The organism is Dyadobacter koreensis, from assembly GCF_900108855.1.
In the GTDB taxonomy this organism is placed as follows: Bacteria; Bacteroidota; Bacteroidia; order Cytophagales; family Spirosomataceae; genus Dyadobacter; species Dyadobacter koreensis.
Genome location: NZ_FNXY01000007.1, coordinates 382,922 through 406,729, shown reverse-complemented (window position 1 = coordinate 406,729; position 23,808 = coordinate 382,922). Strand labels below are relative to the sequence as shown.

Sequence of the window (23,808 nt, the reverse complement as noted above, 5' to 3'; positions counted from 1 at the left end):
TTATAAAAAAATGCTATGCTAAGAAACTATTTAATAATTGCCGGACGCAGCCTTTGGAGAAACAAAGGGTTTTCTGCGATCAACATTTTCGGGCTTGCGATTGGAATCGCAGCCTGTTTTTTTATTTTTCAGTATGTGTATTTTGAGTCAACTTATGACAGGTTTAATACGAATGCAGAAAATATTTATCGTGTACCGATTTCATACGCTGGCAGCTTAGCTAACACGCCGGCGACAGCTGCAAATCATCCGGCGGTAGGCCCAGCTATGAAGGCAGACTTTCCGGAAGTCGTGGATTTTGTCCGGGTGGTTTCCAATGCCTTGTTCATGAATTCCTACACGCTTTCTTACAAAGATGTCAAGGGCAGGGAAAAGATTCATAGTGAAACCAATATGTTTCTTGTAGACGCGTCTTTTTTCAACATTTTCTCCTATCCTTTGCTTTCAGGTGATCGGAAAAGTTGCCTGAGCGAGCCTCACAGTATCGTACTGTCTTCCAGCACAGCCAGGAAATATTTTGGAGACACAGATCCCCTGGGCAAAATACTGGATATGAATGGAAGTATGTCCATGAAAGTGACAGGTGTTTTTGAAGATGTTCCAGATAATTCTCATATCAAATTTGACATGTTGGTTTCTATGTCGTCTATCAAGCAGAATTATGGATACGACGATTGGGGTTGGCCAGAATTTTACACTTATGTTGTACTCGCTCCTGGCACAGATGTTAAAAAACTAGAAGCAAAATTTCCGGCTTTTACAGAAAAATATCTGGGCAAACTGATGAAGGAATTGAATTTTCGGTCTTCATTTCATTTACAGCCAATCTCTGACATTCACCTGAATTCTAATTATTCCCGAGAAGCTGAGGTAAACGGCAGCGACATTGAAATCTACTTTTTAGGCGTCATCGGCGTATTCATTTTATTCATTGCCTGGATCAACTATATCAATTTATCGACCGCAAAATCGATGGAACGGGCAAAGGAAGTTGGTATGAGAAAAGTAGTTGGTGCAGGGAAATCACAGCTGATCACGCAGTTTCTTTTTGAATCTTCTATTGTCAATTTATTGGCGCTTGCAGCTGCGTTGGTCATTATAATTTCTTGTACACCTTATTTTAATGATTTTATTGGTAAAGATATTACCACAGGTTTCTTTTCAAACGGCCTAGGTAATGAGCCTGTTTTCTGGTTTGCTGTTTTGTTCATTTTCCTGGTTGGTGCCTTATTTGTTGGCGCCTATCCAGCCTTCGTGATGTCGTCATTTATTCCGGTTCGTGCTGTGAAAGGATTGAAAATGTACCCAAGCGGGGGTATATCAATCAGGCAGAAATTGGTTTCCTTTCAATTCGTACTTTCTATAAGTCTAATTGCTTCAACGGTTGTTGTTTTTCAGCAATTTAATTTCATGAGAAACGGCAATCTCGGCTACCAGAAAGATCAAGTTGTTATAATAAAGGCACCTGTTGTCAAGGGTGCTGTCATTGACAATGAGTACCAGATTTTTAAAAGCCAAATTCAGAAACTGACTTCGGTGAATAACGCAACTACGACGTCTGACATCCCGGGACACAAGATTCGTTTACAAAACAATTTCAGACGGGCGACCCAGAGTAAACAACAAAGCCACGCGACCTATCTTTTAGAGATTGATGAAAATTTTATTCCGACCTATCAGATTAAATTGGTTGCCGGACAAAACTTTTTGAGCATCGATAAATCCAGCATGGATAGTGCAAGCATAACCAAAGTTTTAATTAATGAAGAAATGGTCAAAACGCTCGGTTTTAAGTCACCCGAGGAAGCTGTTGGTAAGATTATTTTCTACATGGCAGGAGACGACGTGCAGTTAAAAGTTGCTGGCGTTATGAAAAATTTTCACCAACGGTCCTTAAAAGAAAAAATAGATCCGATTTTGTGTTATTATCCAAATTTTAGCAATTGGAAATACCTTTCAGTAAATCTAAAATCGGAAAATGCATCAAAAAGTCTTGCCGAAGTTGAAAAACTTTATCAAAAAACATTTCCCGGAAGTCCATTTGATTACTTCTTTCTGGACGAATACTTTGATCGGCAGTATAAGGCCGACGCACGTCTTGGTAATGTCTTTGGGCTATTCTCAATTCTTGCCATTATTGTAGCCAGCCTTGGCTTGTTGGGTCTTTCAAGTTTTGTTATCAAACTCAGAACAAAAGAAATCGGTGTTCGCAAAGTGCTTGGTGCTTCTGTGGTAGGTTTGCTTGTCTTAATTTCAAAAGATTTCGTAAAAATGGTTTGCATTGCATCCCTTATCTCGATTCCCGTCATCTACTATTTATCCAATGCCTGGCTGGAAAATTATGCCTTTCATATCACGCCTGGCTTATCCGTTTTTATTATCCCGCCAGTTTTACTGCTGACTTTGACGCTTATTACAATTTGTACACAAAGCCTGAAAACAGCATTGACGAATCCTGTTAAAAGTTTAAAGAGTGAGTGAAAATGTATAAACTTTAACCCTTAAAACCTGCTGTATGATACGCAATTATTTCAAAATCGCTTTCAGAACATTGATGCATAACAAAACGTATGCGCTTATCAACATCACAGGTTTGGCGCTGGGATTAGCGGCTTGTGTTGTGATTTTTCTGATTGTTCAAAATGAATTAGGGTACGATAATTATCACACAAAAGCGGATCAGACTTATCGAATCACGCTTCACGGCAAGGACTATAATCCAAGCTGTGCTTTTGCGATAGCTCCGGCTTTTAAAAATGAATTTCCCGAAGCAGAAGTGTCACAATATTTTCCGGAGCAGGGCGGTCTTGTAAGTGTGGATGATAAGAAATATAATCTGAAAGTATATGCTTATGCGGATCAAAATTTTTCAAGAATTTTCGATTTTTCATGGTTGGCCGGAAACCCTAAAACTGCGTTACAAGAACCTAATACCGTTGTTCTTACTGAGAGCGAAGCGCGAAAATATTTTCAGGATAAAGATGCAATTGGTAAAGTCATCAAGCTTAATAACGAACATGATTTGCGTGTCACGGGCATAATAAAAGATCTGCCTTCCAATACACACCTTGTTTTTTCCTTTTTGGTATCCTGGGAAACCATCAGAAAAAATGTAAATACCTCAAACTTCTGGTCAATTCAGGGTGGAATGGTGTATATCGCTCTGCCAAAAAATGAACCGGCAAAAGCCATAGAGGCAAGACTTCCTGCTTTTGTCCAAAAGAACTGGGCGGCTGATATTGCCTGGGAAAAGGGACTTTTGCTTTTACAGCCATTAAAGGAAATTCATTTTGACAGACGCTATCTAAACCAGATTTCAATGCCAAGATCTAAGGAAACAATATACGGACTAGCAGGTGTGGCACTTTTTATTATACTGACGGCTTGTATCAATTTTGTAAATCTCGCCACCGCTCAATCTTTAAAACGCGGAAAAGAAGTAGGGATACGGAAAACGCTGGGTGCTTTCAGAAAACAATTGATCATGCAGGTCATGGGCGAGACAACGCTGCTTGTATTGGTTTCGGTTATTATTTCGCTGCTTGCCGTTATGCTATTTTTGCCCTACACAGAGACTTTACTGGATATCAGAATTGAGACTGCCAGTCTTTTCAAACAAGAAATGGTCGGTGCCCTTCTTGTTATTGTAATCATTACTATTCTTTTGGCCGGATTGTATCCTGCATTTATTCAATCAGGATTCCAGCCTTTGAAAGCACTAAAATCCGGTATTTCTGATAATTCAAATGGTAAATCTTTTTTACGTAAAGGCCTGGTAGTTGTACAATTTTCAATAACCCAGATTCTGCTTGTGGGAACTTTGATCGTTGGGAGCCAGATGGATTTCTTTTTGAATAAAGATATTGGATTTGACAAAGATGCCATCGTAACATTTTCGACCGGTGAAAAACCAGATGTGCTTCGTCAGAAATTACTGGATAATCCAGGTGTGCAGCACACCAGTTTTGCCTCGGGCGGCCCTGCTTATAATAACAGTTTTGCGCCGTTCTCTTCCCCGGAATTGGGCATGACGGAAAATGATGTGACGGAAATTAAGCAGGTTGATGAAAATTACTTGTCGATGTATCATATAAAACTGCTCGCCGGTGAGCCGGTTACCAAGGTGATTACAAAAGACACGGTGGCAAATCTGATTGTCAATGAAACACTGATCAAACGTTTAGGAATTAGTAGTCCTGAAAAAGCAATCGGCCAGCGTTTTTTTATCGGCGACCAACCGATCAGAATCAGAGGTGTTGTTCAGGACTTCCAAAGTGAATCCAAACACAAAAAAATCAGAGCCTGTGTGATTATGTACAATCCCAATTCATTCTGGCAGGCAAGTGTAAAACTTCGTCCTGAAAAAATGCGTGAAACGCTGGCTTCCATCGAAAAAGATTGGTCAGCGCTGAATCCTAAATCTCTTTTTTCCTACGAATTCATGGATGAGCGCATTGCGAGTCTTTATACCCAGGAATACAAAATGTATAACGCCTTCCGGATGTTTTCAACGATTGCAATCCTGATCGGTTGCCTGGGTTTATACGGACTTGTTTCGTTGATGGCCGTGCAGCGTACCAAGGAAATTGGGATTCGTAAAGTTATGGGAGCTTCCGTTCCGGGATTGGTTGTGCTCTTTGTCAATCAATTCATCTGGCTGATACTGATCGCCTTTATTGTCGCCGCGCCGGTTGCCTGGTTTGCCATGGACAAATGGTTACAGGAATTTGCATACCACATAAATATTGGCCCGGAGATTTTCCTTCTTTCCATCATCACAACAATGATTATCGCCGGTATAACCATTAGTCACCAGAGTATCAAAGCAGCATTAATGAACCCGGTGAAAAGCTTGAAAAGTGAGTAAAGTCACAAGTTTTACTGCTGTAAAATTTTGATAAATAGGAGTTTTTAATAATATTAAACTAACTATGATCCTAAGTTATTTTAAAATTGCCTGGCGAAATTTATTGAAAAACAGATTCTATTCACTTATTAATTGTACCGGATTAACGGTCGGTTTGAGTGTCGGGATTTTGATTTTGTTATGGGTCCAGGACGAACTAAGTTACGATCGGTTCCACAAAAAATCGGATGTAATCTACAAACTTGAAAATAGGGTAGGGACCGGATCCAGCCAGCAGATATGGACTACAACGGTTGCCCCGATTGCTGAATTTGCTAAGCGGGAAACACCTGAAGTGAAAGATGCTGTGCGAATCACTTACAACGGATTATTTACTTTATTCAAATACCAGGAAAAATTGTTTAATGAAGAGAGCTCTGTTTTTGCGGATCCATCGCTGTTTTCTGTTTTTGATTTTAATCTGATAAAGGGTAATCAGTCCAAACCGTTCCCTGATAATCAATCAGTTGTTTTAACAGAGACAACTGCCAAGCGGTATTTTGGCAACAATGAGCCGATTGGAAAAGTGATTCTGGCTAATAATAACGTCAATTTTACAGTAACCGGCGTAATAAGTGACATTCCGAAAAATTCAGGTTTTCAGGGAGATATGTTCTTTCCAATCGCGCTTTTCTTTGACCGGATGTATGAAGGAAACCGTGAGGGGAAAAATTCAGATAACGATTTTACCCAGTTCAACTACCTGACGTATCTGCAATTACAACCCGGCAAGTCGCCTGCGGATCTCGCAGTCAAATTAAGAAAAATTCATCTTCGCAATAAACCGGATGATACTGATCTGACATACCTTTTGCAGCCGCTATCCGATACCCACCTTTATCATTCTGATGGCACTGACGGAGGCATTGAAACGGTAATGATGTTTGCGATTATCGCCCTTTTAATCCTGACAATCGCCTGCATTAATTATGTGAATCTCTCGACAGCGAGAGCGATGCTGCGCTCGAAAGAAGTAAGTATGCGCAAAATTGTCGGCGCTGCAAAGTCACAGTTATTTCTGCAATTTCTGATAGAAACGGCTTTGATTTTTTTGCTGGCAACTACTTTTGCATTAATTCTGATGTATGAGATACTGCCTGTTTTTAACGAAATTTCCGGCAAGTCGCTGCTGCTGGACTTTACAAATTATTCAATCTGGAAAATTGTATGCATTACAATTCTGGGGACTTTGATTGCTTCAAGTATCTACCCGGCCCTGTTGCTTTCGTCTTTTGAACCCTTAAGGGCTTTAAAAGGGAAAATTTCTGGTAAGATGAACGAGGCGATTTTTCGTAAGGCGCTGGTTATCATACAATTTTCAGTTTCTGTAATTTTGGTTGCCGGCACTTTCATTATTGGCAGTCAGCTGGAATATATTCGATCAAAAGAACTAGGTTATGATAAAACCCACGTCATGTCTTTTTACATGCAGGACATGGGAAAACATTATGAAGCAATTAAGGCAGAATTGCTGAACCAACCCGGTGTTACCGGAATGACCCGTGCTAATTCAAACATTGTTAATCTCGGCGGGCAAACGGGAGATAATTCATGGGATGGGAAAGAAAAGGGTGAAACACTGATGTTGAGGACTTTGACTGTTGACAAAGATTTTGTTACTTTTTTCAAAATGCAGATACTGGATGGGGCGGGTTTTACAGGTTCGGTATCTGATTCCGTTCATTTTGTTTTAAATGAAACAGCAGTCAAAGCAGCGAGAATAAAGAATCCGGTTGGTAAAAAATTCAAGCTATGGAATAAAAACGGGACCATTATAGGTGTGGTAAAGGATTTCCATTTTGCCTCGATGAAACAGACCATCGAGCCTGTGATTTTTTATTATCAGCCTAATGAAATGAACCGGATTTTTATCAGGACAAACGGGATAAATGCGGATAAAGTGATTGCGTCCGCTGAGCATCTTTGGAAAAAATATAATTCTGGGTTTACTTTTCATTATGCCTTTCTGGATGATGCCTTTAATGAGCTATATAAAAACGAGCAGCAAACAGGCTTACTCTTCAACATTTTTGCCGGCATCGCGATTTTCATTTCCTGTCTGGGTTTGTTTGGACTTGCTGCCTATACCGCTCAAACAAGAATTCGGGAAATTGGCGTGAGAAAAGTTCTTGGCTCAAGTGTAGCGGGGATCGTACAACTTCTGGCAAAAGATTTCATGAAACTGGTGCTGATCGGAATCGTAATTGCAGTGCCGATTGCGTGGTATGTAATGAGCAAATGGCTGCAGAATTTCGCTTATCGGGTTGAAGTGCAGTGGTGGATTTTTGCTGTTTCCGGTTTTTTAGCATTTCTGGTTGCAATGTTTACCGTTTCTTTTCAAAGTGTCAAAGCGGCATTGATGGATCCGGTTAAGAGTTTGAAGTCTGAATAGTCAAATCCATGTGCCATGATAAAGAATTATATTAAAATAGCTTTCCGGAATCTAACGCGAAATAAAGGGTATTCTTGTATCAATATTTTCGGGCTGGCGCTGGGTTTTGCGATCAGTCTTTTATGTATGCTCTACATAAAAGACGAATATAGTTTTGATCGCTATAATCTGAAAGCGGACAGAATTTATCGGATAAACAGTGATCTCAGTTATTCAGGTAAGAGTATGCAAGGTGCTGCTTCGCCGACGCCGATGGCAGAAACTTTGAAACGGGATATACCGGAAGTTGAAGAGTCAACACGTTTAGGTAAGTATGGCAGTAAGCTTGTAAAAAGCGGCCACGCAGTGTTTCGGGAGCAAAATATAATTTATGCCGACTCAAGCGTCTTTGAAGTATTCACTTTACCGATGATCACCGGAAGTCCGCAAAAGGCACTAAGCGATCCTTTGTCCGTAGTCATATCAGAAAAGATGGCCAGAAAGTATTTTGGCACGACGGATGTGCTTAATAAAATTCTGATTTTTGACACAAAGGATGTGCGCAGGGTATCCGGAGTCATGAAAGACGTACCGGATCAATCTCACTTTCAGGCAGACTTTTTCTTGCCTTTATACGAAACAAACGACGCGAAGACTAATAAATGGACTAACCACATTTTTAACACCTACGTCGTTTTGAAATCGGGGTCAGACCCCAAAATAATCACTGCGAAATTTGAAAAAATTGTCCAGCTCTACATGGATCCGGCACTCAGGCGATATTTTCAAAGATCTCTCGCAGAATCCAGAAAATCAGGCAATGACTTTCGGTATTCACTTATGCCATTGCTGGATATTCACTTGAAATCCGACAGGCAGGGCGAGCTGGCAGCCAATGGAAGCATAGAGTATTTTTATATTTTCCTTGCTATCGGTATGTTTATTCTGCTGATCGCGGTTTTCAATTTTATCAACCTGACTACCGCCAGGTCGGTCAAGCGTGCACGTGAAGTAGGAGTTCGGAAGGTGATGGGCTCGGATCGGTCGGTTCTGGTTTTACAGTTTCTTTCAGAATCCATGTTAACTACGTGGTTATCGCTGATGACGGGCGTATTATTTCTGTACATCTTATTACCTTATTTTAATGCTCTTGCGGCAAAGAAACTTTCATTTCTTGCAGTCGCTAATCCAGAATCCATCTTTTTCATATTAGCTGGAACCTTGGCAACCGGTCTTTTGGCTGGGATTTATCCTGCATTTTATCTGTCATCCTTTCAACCTATATCGGCGCTCAAAGGGGGCTTGAAATTATTTAATAAACGGGAGAGCGTTCGAAGTTATCTTGTTGTTTGCCAGTTTTCTATCTCAATTTTATTAATTACCGCAACACTCCTGATCAGTCAGCAGCTAAGGTTTATCAGGTCGAAAAGGCTTGGATTTGACAAAGAACATGTTTTGATCGTGAAAACCGGACAATCCAATGAGTCTGATGTTATTACCTTTAAAAATGAAGCTGTGAAAAGTGCCGGAGTGAAATCGGGTACGGTAAGTGGATTTCTTCCTGTCACTTCGCAGCGTTGGAATGATATGTGGTATCCCAAAGAAAAGACAGATGAGCAATCCGCGGTGAACATGCAGGAGTGGATGGTCGATGCTGATTATGTTAAAACAATGGGTCTGGTGCTTGTCCAGGGAAGGGATTTTCAGGAAGGCAATATCGCTGATCAGCAAGCGGTGATTATTAATGAAAGCGCTGCTAAAAAGCTTGGTTATAAAAATCCGATAGGCAAAACCATTCATAAAACGGGGGAAGAAAAGGCGACAATCATTGGCGTCATTAAAGATTTCCATTATGAGTCGCTGCGAAATCAAATTGAACCTCTTGGACTTTTTGTCAGCGGAAACGCACTTGGTCAACAGGTTAAACAGGCTTTTCTTGAATCCGTATCTTTTCGTATAACATCCAGCGCGCTGGGTTCTGAAATTTTTTCTCTGCGTGAAAACTGGGAAAAAGTAGCTCCAGGTCGTCCGTTTGAGTATTCATTTCTGAGTGAAGATTTTGATGCTATGTATCGGTCCGAGCAGCGCGTTGAAAGCATATTTACGGCTTTCGCTTCGGTCGCCATAGTTATCGCCTGCCTTGGACTTTTTGGACTAAGCGCCTTTTCCGCAGAGCAGCGGACGAAGGAAATCGGGATTCGAAAAGTACTCGGCGCATCTGTCGGCAGTATCACCGCATTGCTTTCCAAAGACTTTTTAAAACCGGTACTGATTTCTATCGTGATTGCCTCGCCCGTAGCCTGGGGTGCTATAAATTTGTGGTTGCATAATTTTGCTTACAAGGTAGAGGTAAATGGCTGGATTTTCCTTCTGGCTGGCGTCTCAACTGTTTTTATAGCCCTTTTGACAGTGAGTTTTCAAAGCATAAAAGCGGCTATGAAAAATCCGGTAAAAAGTCTTGCAAGTGATTAATTCCTATCCTTAGTATTTGATTGGCGTAAGTGTGTTTAAGTTGAAAATCTTAAACTTTAAAAGCCATGTTAGAAAACTACTTCAAGATCGCATTGAGAAACCTGTGAAAAAAAAGGATTTATTCTGCGATCAATATCGTTGGATTGTCCGTCGGGATGGCGGTTGCAATCTTGATAGGTTTATGGATTTATGATGAGCTGTCGTTCAATAAATATCACAAAAATTACAAGCGGATCGCGCAGGTCTGGCAATTTGTAAAGTTCGATGTCAAAAAAGTTAGTTATGGCGTCGTGCCTGTTCCCCTGGCTGAGGAGTTACGGACGAAATATCCGGATTTTGAATCAGTCAGTCTATCGAAAAATCAGCTATTGAATCTATCGTCCGGAGAAAAGAAATTCTCGAAATCAGGAAGTGCTGTAGAGCCATCTTTCATTGACATCATGTCTTTAAAAATGCTGGCCGGAAATTGAAGTGGCTTAAATGACGTCAATTCTATTTTCTCTGTGAATCACTTGCAAAAGTATTTTTGGAAGCGAATCTGCGCTGAATAAGCTGATTGTAATTGACAATCGGGTAAGCCTCAGAGTAACGGGGGTATACGAAGATTTTCCTGAAAATACGTTTCTTAATGAGATTACATTCCTAACTCCATGGGACTTACTTTTGAGCATGGATTCTTGTGCCAGGACCTCTCAGGCGCAGTGGGATGAAAATTCGTTTCAATTATATGTATTACTTAAAGACGGATCCGGTTTTAGCAAGCCTCTGCCAAGATTAAAGACCTAAGGATGAAAAGGGATAATCCTCCGGCTTATAAACCGGAATTTTTCCTGCATCCGATGGCTCGATGGCATTTGTATTCAGAATTTGAAAATGGCGTCAACGTGGGCGGATCAATTCAGTTTGTCTGGCTTTTTGGTATCACTGGCTGCTTCGTACTGTTTTTGGCTTGTATCAATTTTATGAATTTAAGTACGGCCCGGTCGGAAAAAAGGGCAAAAGAGGTGGGGGTGCGTAAAGCGATCGGGGCGATGCGTATACAGCTCGTAAGTCAGTTTTTCAGTGAATCGTTTTTGGTTGTGGCCATGGCGTTTTTCCTTTCATTTTTTTAGTAGAGGTTTCACTGCCCTTGTTCAACGAGGTCGCCGAAAAAAAGATGACAATGCCTTGGTTTAATCCGTGGTTTTGGCTCGCCGGAATCACATTCAGCTTGTTCACAGGTATTGTCGCTGGTAGTTATCCTGCCCTTTACCTTTCCTCGTTTCAGCCCTTGAAAGTATTGAAAGGGAATCTTCGTGCAGGACGATTTGCAGCGGTGCCCAGAAAAGTTCTGGTCATTGTACAGTTTACAGTTTCTGTGAGTTTGATCATAGGGACAGTCGTTGTTTTTCGTCAAATCCAATTTGCTAAAAATCGTCCGGTCGGATACAATAAAGGCGGGTTGATTGAGGTCAGGATAGATTCGCCTGAGCTGTTCAGGCGCTACGCCGCGCTCCGAAATGATCTCAGAAACTCAGGAGCTGTGGTGTATATGGCTGAATCTTCCGGTTCGGTAACTGCCCAGGATGGTGGGACAACAAATTTTTCCTGGCCCGGCAAAAATCCTGATTCCCACCCTTTGATTATGTCAAACAGTGTTACCCACGATTACGGACGCACCATTGGCTGGAAATTGTCGCGGGGGCGGGATTTTTCCAGAGCTTTCTCGACGGACACTTCTGCAATCATTCTGAACGAATCAGCTCTTAAACTTACCGGAATTCAAAAACCTTTGGAATCGTTCGTAAGAGTGAACGGCAAGGAGTTCAGGATTATTGGCATTGTAAAAGATATGATCAAAGAAAACCCATTTTCTCCGGTCAATCCGTCATGGCGCTTCGGTGGCAGATCTCTGGCAAATGCTCTCCACAGATTTCGTAACCCTGGTCATTATTTCCTGCCTGATTGCGACGCCCGTTGCCCGCTGGTTTATGAACGGATGGCTTGAAAATTATCAGTACCGGGTCGATATTTCCTGGTGGATTTTTGCGGCAGTAACTTTTGGCGCTTTAATGATCACTTTGTTCACAGTCAGCATTCAGGCGGTTAAGGCCGCTTTGCTGAATACGGTTATAAGCCTGCGCAGTGAATGATTTCGGGATGGAAATATTTATTGACTTTTGTTAGATGACGTACCGTTTCATATTGATACAAACCTATCAATATGAAACGGTGTTTTTTTCTTTTCTTCAATCAGTTTAGCTTAATTGATTCATTTTCAGTGCGTGTTATTTCGTGTTGACTTGCTGGTGTTGGATTTTAATAAAAACTTTCAACAGACATATTCATAATACATCAAAACCATGATATCGCAGCTAGAAGGCACGAAACTAATAGAATCCGAATTTCCCGAGTTAAACAGGTTGTACAAAAGAAATTCTCTTTCCACAGATATCTATAAATCCGTTCAGCGTTTGCTGGATTTTTCAAAAGAGGCAGTGTTAGATTACAATTTGAATTTATCGCGAAAATGCTTTGATCTGGCAGACCGTCTTTACAATCAGGGCGACTGGATTATTAAGAATGCGATTAAGCGAAGTTTTATTTCGTCATTTTCGGCTTTTTTTCAACGGGGTGAAGATGAAAAGAAAAGATTAAAATTCTTTATCCCCGATGATTTCTACGAGATTTATTTAAATGAGATTGAACAGGTCAGGGCCTGCTTGGGAACTGATAATGTTTTGGAAAATATTACTCTCGACAATATTAGCATACGTGTGGCTACCTGCGAAGATGCACAGTATGCCGGTAAGATCACAAGGGAAATGGAAGCGTCCGCGCTGCTCAGAGGCTGCGGAATATCAAAGCGAAAACCAGCTTCCATTATTAAAAAAATGAAAGAAGGTAAGGCGATAATCGCTCTGACTAATGCAGGCGAGTGGGTTGGGTTTTCGTATATTGAAACCTGGCAAAATCGTGAATTTGTATCAAATTCAGGTCTGATCGTTTCTCCGGCATACCGGAATCTTGGCGTTGCAAAAGCGATCAAGGAAAAAATATTTGCTCTTTCTCGCCAGCGTTACCCAAAGGCGAAAATTTTCAGTATCACCACTGGGCTGGCGGTGATGAAAATGAATACCCGGTTGGGTTTCGAAGCAGTAACCTATGGCGAGATCACTACGGAAAAAAAATTCTGGGAGGGCTGCAGAAGCTGTGTGAATTATAAGGCTCTTCAGGCGAAGGATTTTCACAACTGTTTTTGTACCGCAATGCTTTATACTCCGTTTATACAAAAACAATTTTAAAGAATTTGGTGAAATTTCTCATTTGTTGCTGGAAATAGTGCTGAGGCTACTATTTCCACGCTTTTCTATTATTTGATAAGCTTTTCGAATTTTGGGATTGTTGTAATATCCCATGATTTGCTTCTGCCAAAATTTCCGAATTCCTCCTTTCTTTTATTATCTTCGTCCGTAGCCACGGCTATTCCGACTTTATGTCGGAAAAATAGCATTATGGCATAACATCCGTATAAAATTTCCATTGGCCTGATAATTGGACTGACTATAGTCAGGTAATTGGATGATTCGGATTATTATTTAATTAAAATAATTTAGATAATGAAAGTAGTAATTATAGGCGGTGGATTTGCAGGTATTAATCTTGCGCTTGACCTTGCCAATAAGGATCAGTTTGAAGTAACACTTGTTGATAAAAATAACTATAATTTTTTCCCGCCGCTGATTTATCAGGTTGCCACTGCTTTTCTGGAACCTTCGAGCATCAGCTATCCGTTTCGTAAATTATTTTCAGGTAAAAAAAATCTTCATTTCCGTCTGGGTGAATTGCTTAAGGTTGTTCCGGCGGAAAAGAAGATCATTCTTTCCAATGGGGAAATGGACTACGATTATCTGGTTTTTGCGACGGGTGCCGAAACCAATTATTTTGGAATGGAAAATGTAAAAGCAAAAGCCATCCCAATGAAAACGCTGGATGACGCGATCGAGATGCGCAATAAATTGTTGCAGCAAATGGAGCAGGCTTCGATCTGTACAGATCCGGAAGAGACTAAACGGTTGCTTACAATTGTAATCGCCGGCGGCGGACCAACCGGCGTGGAAGTTTCGGGGATGTTTGCAGAGATGAGAAATGGTATTCTTAGAAAAGAATATCCTGAACTGGCAGGAAAGGGAAGTGAAATATATTTAGTTGACGGGGGCCATGCGCTGCTGGCTCCGATGAGTGAAAAATCTCAGCAGAATACGTACGACGATCTGAAACAGCTTGGCGTGAAGATCATGCTGAATTGTCACGTAAAGGATTATCTGGATGATAAGGTTATTTTTGACAACGGCCAGGAAATCGAAACCAAGAATCTGATTTGGGCGGCAGGAGTTACCGCCAAGGTTTTTGAAGGGATACCAACTGAAAGTTACGGCCGTGGAAGAAGAATGATTGTGGATGAACATAATAAGGTACAAGGCGTGGACGGAGTTTACGCGATTGGCGATACCTGTATTCAGCAAACGGATCCTAACTTTACCGGAGGACATCCGCAGGTTGCGCAGGTTGCAATCCAGCAGGGGAAACTGCTTGCGAAAAATTTGTTGAAAATTGCAGACGGTAAAGCACCACAGGCTTTTGAATATTTCGATAAAGGTTCAATGGCGATTATTGGAAGAAACAAGGCTGTGGTCGATTTGCCAAAACCGGCAGTTCACTTTAAGGGCTTCTTCGCATGGCTGATCTGGCTTTTCATCCACTTGCTCTCACTGATTACCTACCGTAACAGAATCAGGACATTTTATAACTGGATGATCGCATATTTTACCAAGGATCAATCCCTTCGTATGATAATTAAGCCGTCCAGACAAAATAAAAGTGAGCCTGAAAAAGGAATTCAATAGCTTTGTTTATTGTTAGTTTATGTACAATCATCAGGCAATTATAATTGTCTGATGATTGGCTTTTTAAGGTTATAGTAATTCTTATTATTGTTACAAATCCTTTGAAGCGAACGACATTTAAACAAGTTGTTACACTGAAATTGTCAGATGATGAAGGAGACCATTCTTGATATATCGCAAAATGTTATTCCGGGTTTGGAGAACGTCGATGTGTCATTATCCTTTCGGAAATTTATAGGTTATATAGAAGACCGGATCAGAAACGAGAAAACAGTCAAGAGGAAGTTTTTTGAATTTGTTCATGAACGTTTCACCGCTGATCCTCGATTTTTAGAAGATATCAATTTAGATGAAATAGGAGATTTTCAAGAGCAGCTGAGCCTCGTTTATAACATGCTGGTGCCGGTTATTGCTGATGAGAACGAGACCTTATGGGCGCTTAGCATTCCACTTTCTCAGACTGTTTTTTACGAAACTTCTGCATTTCATGACTTATTGACGGACGACAAGTCTGGTAATGTGAAATGTGATCTGCTGCGGGATATCGATATAAGCTTCGAAAAGAAACAGAAAGCGCAGATGATTTATTCATTTTTGCTTGAAAAGTTTTATAACATTCCCTCATTTCACAGCAATGATCTGGTTATTTCGATTAAGGACGAAAAGACGTGTCTGCCTAAATATTACAAGCTTAACGTATGTACCGATTATGTAGAAGTCACAGCAAAAGTTCCACTTCCCAAATTGGATTTTGATACGGTTCAACTGCACGCGGAAGAGGAGTTTGACTGGACTCTTCTTATGAATCTGATCCCTTTTTCAATGTTCAGATTCGAAGGGTTTACAGTCATAACGCTGACGGACGTTACAGCAGACCAGGCGGTGGAAAATATTAAAAATATTATTCTGAATCCGGTTTCCGATACTTTTCAGTCTTATTACGAGAAGATTATTCACTCGTTAAATCTGCTTGTTGGAAGCCAGGACATAAAATTCGGATTGTTGCCAGAGCTTCGCGTGAACGACAGGCTTGTATTTAACGACGAATTCTGCACACACAGCGTTTTAGTTCAGACGTTGGTGGCCGAAGGAATAGATCAGGATGAATTTTTATGGATGGCTGACGGATATTTCAAGGATCCTAAAGTCCATTTTTACAAAAAAATCTCCGACATAGAAAAAAGGAACGCATTCATGTCAATTCTGGAAAAAAATGAGGTCCAGTCGTATGCCTTGCTTCCTGTTTATAATAACGCACGGTTGACTGGCGTACTGGAAGTTTATTCCAAAGTTAAAGATCTGATGGATGAAAAAGTTCTGTCGCGGCTTGAACCGGCGCTTCCGCTTATTGGGCAGATGATGCAGAACGGGATCAATAAATTTGATGCTCAAATTGAAGATATTATTCGCGAGAAATTTACGTCTTTGCAGCCGGCGGTCCAGTGGAAATTCAAAGATGTTGCCTGGCATTACCTGCGCGACAACGCCACGCAGCTTCCTAAAACCCCAATTGAGATCATCCAGTTTAAAGACGTTTATCCACTCTATGGTGCAGTAGACATCCGAAATAGTACAATTGAGAGAAATGCTGCTTTGCATGCGGATCTTGAAGTGCAATTCGAAGCGCTGATTAAAGTGCTTGCGCATATCAAGGAAGATGTCGGCCTGGGACTTGCGGATGAGGTAATTTTCAAGTGTAAGAAATGGATGGATAAAATCTCGGATCAGACCAGCGATCACGATGAAAGTAAGGTAATGGATTTTCTCGAATACGAAGTGTATCCGTTCCTGCATCATTTCAAAGAAAGCAAAGGGCGTCTGGGTGAGAGCATTAAAGCTTATTATGAACTGGTTGACAAGGAAAGTGGGATCGCTTTTTTACATCGAAATGCACTGGAAAACTCGATGCAGAAGTTGAACTCCGCTGTTAATCTGTATCTTGAACTTTTCAAAAATGAAATCCAGGAAACTTATCCATGTTATTTTGAGAAGTTCAGGACGGATGGCGTTGAATATGATATCTATATCGGTCAGGCAATTGCTCCAGATAAAACGTTTAACCTGCTTTATCTGAATAATATCAGGCTTTGGCAGCTAACTTCGATGGCAGGAATTGCCAGAATTACGCACGAACTGATTCCGCAGATTGAAAAGCCGCTGGAAACAACCCAGCTGATTTTTATTAATTCGGGAAGTATCGACATCAGCTTCCGGGATGATGAGCGGCGGTTTGACGTGGAGGGCTCTTACAACATCCGGTATCATGTGATCAAAAAGCGCATCGACAAAGTGCATGTGAAAGAGACCGGAGAACGCCTTACCCAGCCCGGAAAGATAGCATTGGTATACTTTAATAGCAAATCGGCAGAAGAATATGTTAATTACATAAAATATCTGCAAGAGAAAAATATGCTGAAAAACGATCTTGAATTTTTGGATCTAGAAGAATTGCAGGGAATCACAGGGTTGAAAGCCTTACGCATTGGCGTCAATCTGGAAGGTGACTGGAAATAAATAACTGTCTGTTTTGCCATTATATAACCAATCTTATGAATTATACCAAACTCCTGGAACATGTGCAGCATCATGTTCTTCATTTTTTCAAGACACATCAGGGAGAGGCGTTAATTTACCATAATTTAACACATACCGAGGAAGTGGCTTCTCATGCCGCAAAAATTGCCGGGCACTATGAATTACATGAGAAGGATACCTTTATTGTTGTAACTGCTGGTTGGTTTCATGATATGGGCTATTGGACAGGGGACGCCGCTGGCCATGAATTCAGGGGAGCGGAAATGGCAAAGGCTTATCTGATTGAGAAAGAAGTAAAGGAAGATGTGATCGAGGCGGTTCGGGGATGTATTTTAGCCACAGTTATTCCCCAGAAGCCTAAGAATTTTCTTGAACAGATTGTATGCGATGCGGATCTTTATCATTTTGGAACGGATAAGTTTTCGGATCGCAATAAAATGATGCGTAAGGAGGTCGAGCAAAGGACCGGTCAGAAAGTAGATAAAGCGGAATGGCGGAAAAATACAATCAGGCTACTGGAAGAACATATGTATCAAACAGACTATTGCCAGAATTTACTCAACGAAAAGAAGGCCAAGAATCTGCAAAAACTGAAAGAAAAGGATCTTGAAGCTGTGAAAGAAGAAGAGCCTCAGATCAATCTTCTGAGATATATAGATAAATCAAAAATGGAACCTCAACCGGAAATTCAGGAGATAAAAAAGCCGAAAACAGACAGACCGGAAAAAGGGATTGAAACGATGTTTCGTATCAGCTCCAATAACCATCAGCGGCTCAGTGATATGGCAGACAATAAGGCGCATATCATGATTACTACCACATCGATCATTATCTCGGTTCTGCTTAGTATTTTGCTTAGGAAATTGGAAGATAATGCTTATTTAATCTTCCCTACCATTTTATTGTTAACAATTTGTGTGATAACGATGGTGTTTTCCATCCTTGCAACACGCCCGACAATCCCGCATGGAACGTTTACTGAGGAAGATATTACGGATAAAAAAGTGAACCTGCTTTTCTTTGGGAATTTTTACCGGATGAGCTATAATGATTACGCCTCCGGTATGCAGGCGATGATGAACGATCGTGATTTTCTGTATGGAAGTTTGACTAAGGATGTTTATTCGCAAGGGGTTGTTTTGGGTAGAAAATACAGACTGCTTCGGGTGGGGTACAATGTATTTATGTTCGGTATAGTAGCCTCCGTTTTCTCTTTTGTTATTGCTTCCATGTTTTTTGGTAAATAAATTTAAAACAAAAATATAGACATATTTTTTATACTTTTTAACAGCAGTAACAGAATCCTGATTCATATGAATTATACTGTTAGTAAGATAATTGGATCGGCACTTATGCTGATTACGCTCGGTACGGGTTGTACCAATTCGCACGAAAATGAACAGACTTTGAAAGATTATAATCTTGAAAGTCCCGAGAAGTTTTTTATGCCTGAAAGCCTTTTTGAGATTTCAGGCATTGCCTTTAATAAAGGAAATAACGACACCATTTATGCCATACAGGACGAGGAGGGACGCCTTTTTCGATTAGGTTTGGGTGTGAAAAAGCAGGTGAACAGTAAATTCGGGAAAAAGGGAGACTACGAAGATCTGGCCATTGCCAATGATAGGGTAGTGATCTTAAAAAGTAATGGGACGATGTATTCTTTTCCGATGCGTGAAGCCATCTTTCCGGAAGCTGATAGTGTGCAGGAATGGAAAAAAATACTTCCAAAAGGTGAATATGAAAGTATGTATGCAGACGAGGCGACAGATAATATTTATGTGCTTTGTAAAAACTGCCCTGAAGACGATTCGAAAAAAAGCGTTACCGGCTATGAATTCCACCTGGGAGACAGCAGCGCGGTGCATACCTCTTTTCAAATTAATGTGAAAGATATCAAAGCTTTGAGTGGAAAAGTAGAAAGAGGTTTCCGGCCGTCAGGGCTTGCACAAAATCCGTTAACCAAAGACTGGTACATCATTTCAGCAGTCAATAAGTTGCTGGTGGTGACAGACAGTAACTGGAAGGTTCAGCAGGCTGTCCCTTTAAACGGAAACAAATTTACCCAACCGGAAGGTATTGCCTTTGACGCGGCAGGAAACCTTTATATTTCTAACGAAGGAGACGATTTTGCGGAAGGTAATATCCTGAAATTTAAGAAACTGGGCATATAGTTCTAATGCGGTATTCCGCTGTTTTAAGTATGAAATTCAATTTTTGCTCCATCTCGATTGTCGTTGCGCTGGTTCTGGTTTCTTCGTGTTCGAGTTATAAAAAATTACAATATTCCAGTGAAGCAAAACACTGGGAGCAGGCAGTTCCCGGAAAGGATCTGGTGCTGAAACATACGATGTATCTGATCGGTGATGCTGGCAATGATTCGCCGGAGCAGAAGGCGCCGGTACTTTTGTTTCTGAAAGATAAGCTTGCTAAGGAATCAAAAAATAGCTCAGCGTTATTTTTAGGGGATAATATTTATGAGTACGGCATGCCCCCGGCCGACGATACGGCCAAAAGAAAAGTGGCTGAATACAAGATAACTTCTCAACTTGAAACACTGGATGATTTTAAGGGAAGGGCATTTTTTCTGCCAGGAAACCACGATTGGCGAGGCTGGGGAAGGAAAGGCTTGAAGCGCCAGGAAAATTTTATTGATCAGTATCTTAATTCCCGAAAAGGAAAAATGGATAAAGATGAGTACGAGAATTATTTCCTGCCACAGGATGGCTGTTCAGGTCCGGAAGTTATAGAACTGAATGATAATGTGGTTATTATCGCTGTGGATTCGCAGTGGTGGCTTTCTGACTGGGACAAAGAAACGAAAATCAATGATGGCTGCGAGATCAGAAACCGTGCTACTTTTAAGTTTGTTTTCGAAAATGTAATTCGAAAATACAGAAATAAAAATGTAGTCATTGCCATGCACCATCCTCCGTATACCTACGGTCCGCATGGCGGAAGATTTACGATAAAACAGCATATATTTCCGTTGACGGAGATGAATCCCAATTTATACATTCCCCTTCCGGTTATCGGAAGTTTGAGTGCATTGTTTCGTGGTACTGTGGGCTCGCGCCAGGATACACACAACAAGTTATACAAGGACATGCGTGACGGAATTCTGGCAGCAGCAAGAAAAAACGGGAATTTTATATTCGCAAGCGGACATGAACACGCCTTGCAATTCATCGAAAATGATGGCCAGGAATTTATTGTCAGCGGAAGTGGCTCTAAAAACAGCCCGATAGGCATCGGAAAAGGATCTCAGTTTGCGTCTACGGTATTAGGTTTTAGCACACTTTCCTTTTATGAAGGCGGAGAAACCTGGGTACAGTACTGGGAGGTTGATAAAGGCGGCAAGAGCGCGAAAATGGTTTATCAGAAGAAAATTAAGGATAAACTTGAGCCGCAGAAAGACGAACCCGAGGGTGCTTACAAAGAATATGAGCAACATGCAGATAGTTCGCAGCAATTTGTTCTTAAAAATAAGATTACACCGGTAAATGGTTTCCATAATTTCCTGTTTGGAGCCCACCACAGAGATCTTTACATGGTCAAATATCCTTTCCCGGTCCTGGATTTTGCAACATTCAAGGGAGGAGTCGTTCCGGAAAAACAGGGTGGGGGAAATCAGACGAACTCGCTTCGCGTGCGAGCAGAGGACGGTAAGGAATATGTTCTGCGTGATATGACCAAAGATGTCAGCCGTTTTCTACCTTATCCATTTAACAAAATGATGGCCGCACAGTTTCTGGCGCAGGAAAACTTCCTTTCGACACATCCTTTCGCGCCATTGACAATGCCGAAACTTGCTGACGCCATTCAGGTATATCACACTAATCCGAAAATTTATTATGTTCCTGCACAGCCAGGATTAGGCCTTTTTAATCCGATCTTTGGCGGTAGTCTGAGTTTGGTTGAAGAACGACCCGACGGGAAAAAATGGAAAGATGCAGCAAATTTCGGGAATGCAGACAAGATAATCAGCACGCCTGATTTACTGGAAAATATTCTGGAAAGCAATAAATATAAGGTTGATGAAAAATGGGCTTTGAAGACCCGTTTTCTGGATCTGATCGTGGGAGACTGGGATCGTCACGATGATCAATGGACCTGGGCGTCGATAAAACAGGATGATGGTTCCAATCTTTATCGCCCCATTCCGCGCGACCGGGATCAGGCTTTTTCCAAATACGACGGTCTGTTTACGAAAGCAGCACGCCTTACTATGCCTTTTCTGCGTCAGTTGCAGGTCTACGGTCCCGAAGTTCCGAATATGAAATGGACAACATGGAGTGCACGTTTGTTTGACAGAACATTTTTAAACGAACTGGACTGGGAACAATGGGAAGAGCAGGTGAGGTATATCCAGAAAAATCTGACGGATGAAATTATTGAAGATTCTTTTGGGGACTGGCCCGAAAAGGCAAAGGTAATGTCTGCTCCTTATCTGATCAAAAGTATTAAAACGAGAAGGGATAATCTACTGGAACTGGCCAGAAAACATTACGTTTTTGTAAGTTCGTCGGTCAACGTGATCGGGACTGAGGAAGAGGAGAGGTTTGAAATCGAACGTCTTGATGATCAGCATACCCGGGTTACAGTTTCTGAACTGGGTAAAAAAGGGCAGTTAAAAAAACAAAATTATCAGAGAACCTTTGACCATTCGGTAACGAAAACCATTAACGTTTACGGTAATGGGGATAAAGACGAGTTCATTGTCACCGGAGATGTGAAAAAAGGTATTAAGGTCAGGTTGATCGGCGGGACCGGGAAGGATGTTTTCACAGACAGTTCTGTTGTTCATAACGGCGGCAAGAAGACGATTGTTTATGACGACCTTGGCAAAAATACCGTATTTGCCGGACCGGAGACTAATGATAAACGTACCGGGTTATACCGTTACAATATTTACGACCGCCGAAGCGCGGAGAGCGATTACGACATCACAATTCCGTTGCCGATTTTAGGATTCAATCCTGATGACGGATTTTTAATTGGTGCAAATTTTAATATGATCCGGTATGGTTTCAAGAAAGAACCTTATGCATCGTCACAGCAATTCGGGGCCAAATATTCCTTTGCGACAAAAGCTGTTCGGGTTAACTATACCGGCGATTTTCTGAATGTTTTTAAAAGTTTTGACTTTTATCTGGATACCTATTATCACGGTCCGTCTTATGCGTTCAACTATGCAGGGCTCGGCAACAATTCTGAAAGACCCGTGGACAACCCAGATTTTTATCGTGTACGTCAAAGTGCATTTCATGTATATGCTGCGATCAAAAAACATTTTGCCGGAAATAGCGGATTCGTGGCGATCGGGCCATTGTTTGAAATTTCAGATGTTGCAGCCACGCCAGGACGCTTTATTACCAGCGACAATAACCAGCTTCCTGACGATATTTTCAAAACAAAATATTACAGTGGAGGACAACTTTTGTTCAATTTTAGCAGTGTAGATAATATTTTCTCCCCTCACTCAGGAATTCGTTTCAGCTCTGGCTTCAATTATTCAAAAAATCTGAAAGAAAACAAGAGCTTCGCGGGTTTGAAGGCTCAACTTGCCTTTTATTTTAGTCTGGACAGAAAGGAAAATATTGTTTTTGCCTCACAGATCGGTACAGGACTAAATTTTGGCAAAGGATTCGAATTTTTCCAGATGCCTACCATCGGGGGGAATCAGGGACTGCGTGGTTACCGCACCCAGCGGTTTTACGGGAAACGCAGTTTATGGCATTCAAGCGACCTCCGTGCTCGCTTGGGAAGTAGCGTTAACCCAACACTGCCGATAACGTACGGTCTTTTTGGAAGCTTCGATTATGGCCGTGTATGGCAGGAACATGACCCGGGTGAAAACTGGCATTACAGCTACGGCGGAGGTATTTGGGTTGCTCCGGTAGATATTCTCACCTTATCAGTAGGAGCATTTATTCCGAAAGAGAAAAGGGAAGAAAAGCCAAGAATTGCTTTTCAGGTTGGTTTCTGGTTTTAAAATTAGTTATATGAATTTGTATAAATCCTACGGAATTTCTTTACCGTTTGTAGCTGCCGGGATGTTGTTCTTATTAATTCGTTTGATCTCGGTGAACAGTCTGATTGAGGTGAATTTTTTCGAGACCTATTACATAGTGAGCAAAAGCATGCTGACAACGGGACTTGTCGTTGCCATGTTTTGTTTCGCTCTGGTGTATCAAATATTTTTCAGGATTGACCACCCGCTGAATACAAAACTGGGCATGGCACATTTTCTTGTGACACTGCTGGGAGCACTGATACTTGCGAGTTTGCCCGCCGTCGATATGCTTCCTGGCGACTATCAGAAAATGAGACAAAATATGGATCGACTGTCTCTGTTTTGTCTTATAGGTTCTGGTATCTTTTGTTTTGGACAGCTTATTTTAGCCCTTAATATCGCTCGGACTTTTTTCTATTCAATCAATCCTGCCGGAAAGGAATTGCCACGCCGATGATTTTCTTGAACTGGTAAATGTTTGTTTTTCTCACCAACTGCTTTTCTTTTCATGTCTGCCTCAATTGTTTCGTTTGTTGGGAAATATTATGCAGCTGTTTTCAGACAGAACGCAGTAGCCTCTGAACGAACATAAAAACTGATTATCTGCCGGACTGGAAATGAC

16 protein-coding genes are annotated in these 23,808 nt (G+C 41.2%); 15 read left to right on the top strand and 1 reads right to left on the bottom strand.

Translation table 11 applies throughout. The features are described from left to right. Positions 1-15: 15 nt before the first annotated feature. The 9 genes from BMY70_RS23105 (at position 16) to BMY70_RS31140 (ending at position 13,033) form a co-directional block, all read left to right on the top strand. Positions 16-2,481, top strand: a complete 2,466-nt coding sequence (locus BMY70_RS23105; RefSeq protein ID WP_090338706.1) for an ABC transporter permease — start codon at positions 16-18, stop codon at positions 2,479-2,481. A gap of 34 nt (positions 2,482-2,515) precedes the next feature. Next, entirely contained in the window at positions 2,516-4,867 is a 2,352-nt protein-coding gene (locus BMY70_RS23100) for an ABC transporter permease (protein WP_090338704.1), read from the top strand. 64 nt (positions 4,868-4,931) lie between these two features. Then, positions 4,932-7,298, top strand: a complete 2,367-nt coding sequence (locus BMY70_RS23095) for an ABC transporter permease (protein ID WP_090338702.1) — start codon at positions 4,932-4,934, stop codon at positions 7,296-7,298. 15 nt (positions 7,299-7,313) lie between these two features. Beyond that, positions 7,314-9,749 carry an ABC transporter permease gene (locus tag BMY70_RS23090; RefSeq protein ID WP_090338701.1) on the top strand — a complete coding sequence of 812 codons (2,436 nt, stop codon included), beginning with the start codon at positions 7,314-7,316 and terminating at the stop codon, positions 9,747-9,749. 155 nt (positions 9,750-9,904) lie between these two features. Then, positions 9,905-10,219 carry a hypothetical protein gene (locus tag BMY70_RS31600; RefSeq protein WP_310590657.1) on the top strand — a complete coding sequence of 105 codons (315 nt, stop codon included), beginning with the start codon at positions 9,905-9,907 and terminating at the stop codon, positions 10,217-10,219. A gap of 318 nt (positions 10,220-10,537) precedes the next feature. Further along, positions 10,538-10,861 carry an ABC transporter permease gene (locus tag BMY70_RS31595; protein WP_310590656.1) on the top strand — a complete coding sequence of 108 codons (324 nt, stop codon included), beginning with the start codon at positions 10,538-10,540 and terminating at the stop codon, positions 10,859-10,861. 50 nt (positions 10,862-10,911) lie between these two features. Then, entirely contained in the window at positions 10,912-11,736 is an 825-nt protein-coding gene (locus BMY70_RS31590; protein WP_310590655.1) for an ABC transporter permease, read from the top strand. Continuing rightward, a complete protein-coding gene (locus tag BMY70_RS31585; RefSeq protein ID WP_310590654.1) occupies positions 11,720-11,881 on the top strand; it encodes a hypothetical protein in 162 nt (53 codons plus the stop codon). The genes BMY70_RS31590 and BMY70_RS31585 overlap by 17 nt, the downstream gene beginning before the upstream one ends. A 210-nt stretch (positions 11,882-12,091) precedes the next feature. Then, positions 12,092-13,033, top strand: a complete 942-nt coding sequence (locus tag BMY70_RS31140) for a DUF7674 family protein (RefSeq protein ID WP_218148671.1) — start codon at positions 12,092-12,094, stop codon at positions 13,031-13,033. Positions 13,034-13,101: 68 nt separating this feature from the next. Here BMY70_RS31140 and BMY70_RS31015 read toward each other — a convergent pair whose 3' ends face one another. Next, a complete protein-coding gene (locus BMY70_RS31015) occupies positions 13,102-13,272 on the bottom strand; it encodes a hypothetical protein (protein ID WP_177197120.1) in 171 nt (56 codons plus the stop codon). Between the two features lie 76 nt (positions 13,273-13,348). Here BMY70_RS31015 and BMY70_RS23075 point away from each other — a divergent pair, with 76 nt between their 5' ends. The 6 genes from BMY70_RS23075 to BMY70_RS23050 all read left to right on the top strand — a co-directional run bounded on the left by BMY70_RS23075 (position 13,349) and on the right by BMY70_RS23050 (position 23,643). Further along, entirely contained in the window at positions 13,349-14,635 is a 1,287-nt protein-coding gene (locus BMY70_RS23075) for an NAD(P)/FAD-dependent oxidoreductase (RefSeq protein WP_090338699.1), read from the top strand. A 147-nt stretch (positions 14,636-14,782) separates the two neighbouring features. Then, complete coding sequence (locus tag BMY70_RS23070; protein ID WP_229209741.1) at positions 14,783-17,149, top strand: GAF domain-containing protein; 2,367 nt, start codon at positions 14,783-14,785, stop codon at positions 17,147-17,149. A 35-nt stretch (positions 17,150-17,184) separates the two neighbouring features. After that, complete coding sequence (locus tag BMY70_RS23065) at positions 17,185-18,417, top strand: Pycsar system effector family protein (RefSeq protein ID WP_090338697.1); 1,233 nt, start codon at positions 17,185-17,187, stop codon at positions 18,415-18,417. 66 nt (positions 18,418-18,483) lie between these two features. Beyond that, positions 18,484-19,344, top strand: coding sequence for an SdiA-regulated domain-containing protein (locus BMY70_RS23060; protein ID WP_090338695.1), 861 nt, complete (start codon positions 18,484-18,486; stop codon positions 19,342-19,344). 29 nt (positions 19,345-19,373) lie between these two features. Next, positions 19,374-23,165 carry a metallophosphoesterase gene (locus BMY70_RS23055; RefSeq protein ID WP_090338859.1) on the top strand — a complete coding sequence of 1,264 codons (3,792 nt, stop codon included), beginning with the start codon at positions 19,374-19,376 and terminating at the stop codon, positions 23,163-23,165. A gap of 10 nt (positions 23,166-23,175) precedes the next feature. Further along, the gene (locus tag BMY70_RS23050) at positions 23,176-23,643 is read left to right on the top strand and encodes a hypothetical protein (protein WP_090338693.1); all 468 of its coding nucleotides are present in this window, start codon (positions 23,176-23,178) and stop codon (positions 23,641-23,643) included. Positions 23,644-23,808 lie beyond the last annotated feature (165 nt).

Excerpts from the sequence above, each read along its gene's own strand:
- BMY70_RS23105 (WP_090338706.1), top strand. The coding sequence starts at position 16 with ATGCTAAGAAACTATTTAATAATTGCCGGACGCAGCCTTTGGAGAAAC.
- BMY70_RS23100 (WP_090338704.1), top strand. The coding sequence starts at position 2,516 with ATGATACGCAATTATTTCAAAATCGCTTTCAGAACATTGATGCATAAC.
- BMY70_RS23095 (WP_090338702.1), top strand. The coding sequence starts at position 4,932 with ATGATCCTAAGTTATTTTAAAATTGCCTGGCGAAATTTATTGAAAAAC.
- BMY70_RS23090 (WP_090338701.1), top strand. The coding sequence starts at position 7,314 with ATGATAAAGAATTATATTAAAATAGCTTTCCGGAATCTAACGCGAAAT.
- BMY70_RS31600 (WP_310590657.1), top strand. The coding sequence starts at position 9,905 with ATGGCGGTTGCAATCTTGATAGGTTTATGGATTTATGATGAGCTGTCG.
- BMY70_RS31595 (WP_310590656.1), top strand. The coding sequence starts at position 10,538 with ATGAAAAGGGATAATCCTCCGGCTTATAAACCGGAATTTTTCCTGCAT.
- BMY70_RS31590 (WP_310590655.1), top strand. The coding sequence starts at position 10,912 with ATGCCTTGGTTTAATCCGTGGTTTTGGCTCGCCGGAATCACATTCAGC.
- BMY70_RS31585 (WP_310590654.1), top strand. The coding sequence starts at position 11,720 with ATGAACGGATGGCTTGAAAATTATCAGTACCGGGTCGATATTTCCTGG.
- BMY70_RS31140 (WP_218148671.1), top strand. The coding sequence starts at position 12,092 with ATGATATCGCAGCTAGAAGGCACGAAACTAATAGAATCCGAATTTCCC.
- BMY70_RS31015 (WP_177197120.1), bottom strand. The coding sequence starts at position 13,272 with ATGGAAATTTTATACGGATGTTATGCCATAATGCTATTTTTCCGACAT.
- BMY70_RS23075 (WP_090338699.1), top strand. The coding sequence starts at position 13,349 with ATGAAAGTAGTAATTATAGGCGGTGGATTTGCAGGTATTAATCTTGCG.
- BMY70_RS23070 (WP_229209741.1), top strand. The coding sequence starts at position 14,783 with ATGATGAAGGAGACCATTCTTGATATATCGCAAAATGTTATTCCGGGT.
- BMY70_RS23065 (WP_090338697.1), top strand. The coding sequence starts at position 17,185 with ATGAATTATACCAAACTCCTGGAACATGTGCAGCATCATGTTCTTCAT.
- BMY70_RS23060 (WP_090338695.1), top strand. The coding sequence starts at position 18,484 with ATGAATTATACTGTTAGTAAGATAATTGGATCGGCACTTATGCTGATT.
- BMY70_RS23055 (WP_090338859.1), top strand. The coding sequence starts at position 19,374 with ATGAAATTCAATTTTTGCTCCATCTCGATTGTCGTTGCGCTGGTTCTG.
- BMY70_RS23050 (WP_090338693.1), top strand. The coding sequence starts at position 23,176 with ATGAATTTGTATAAATCCTACGGAATTTCTTTACCGTTTGTAGCTGCC.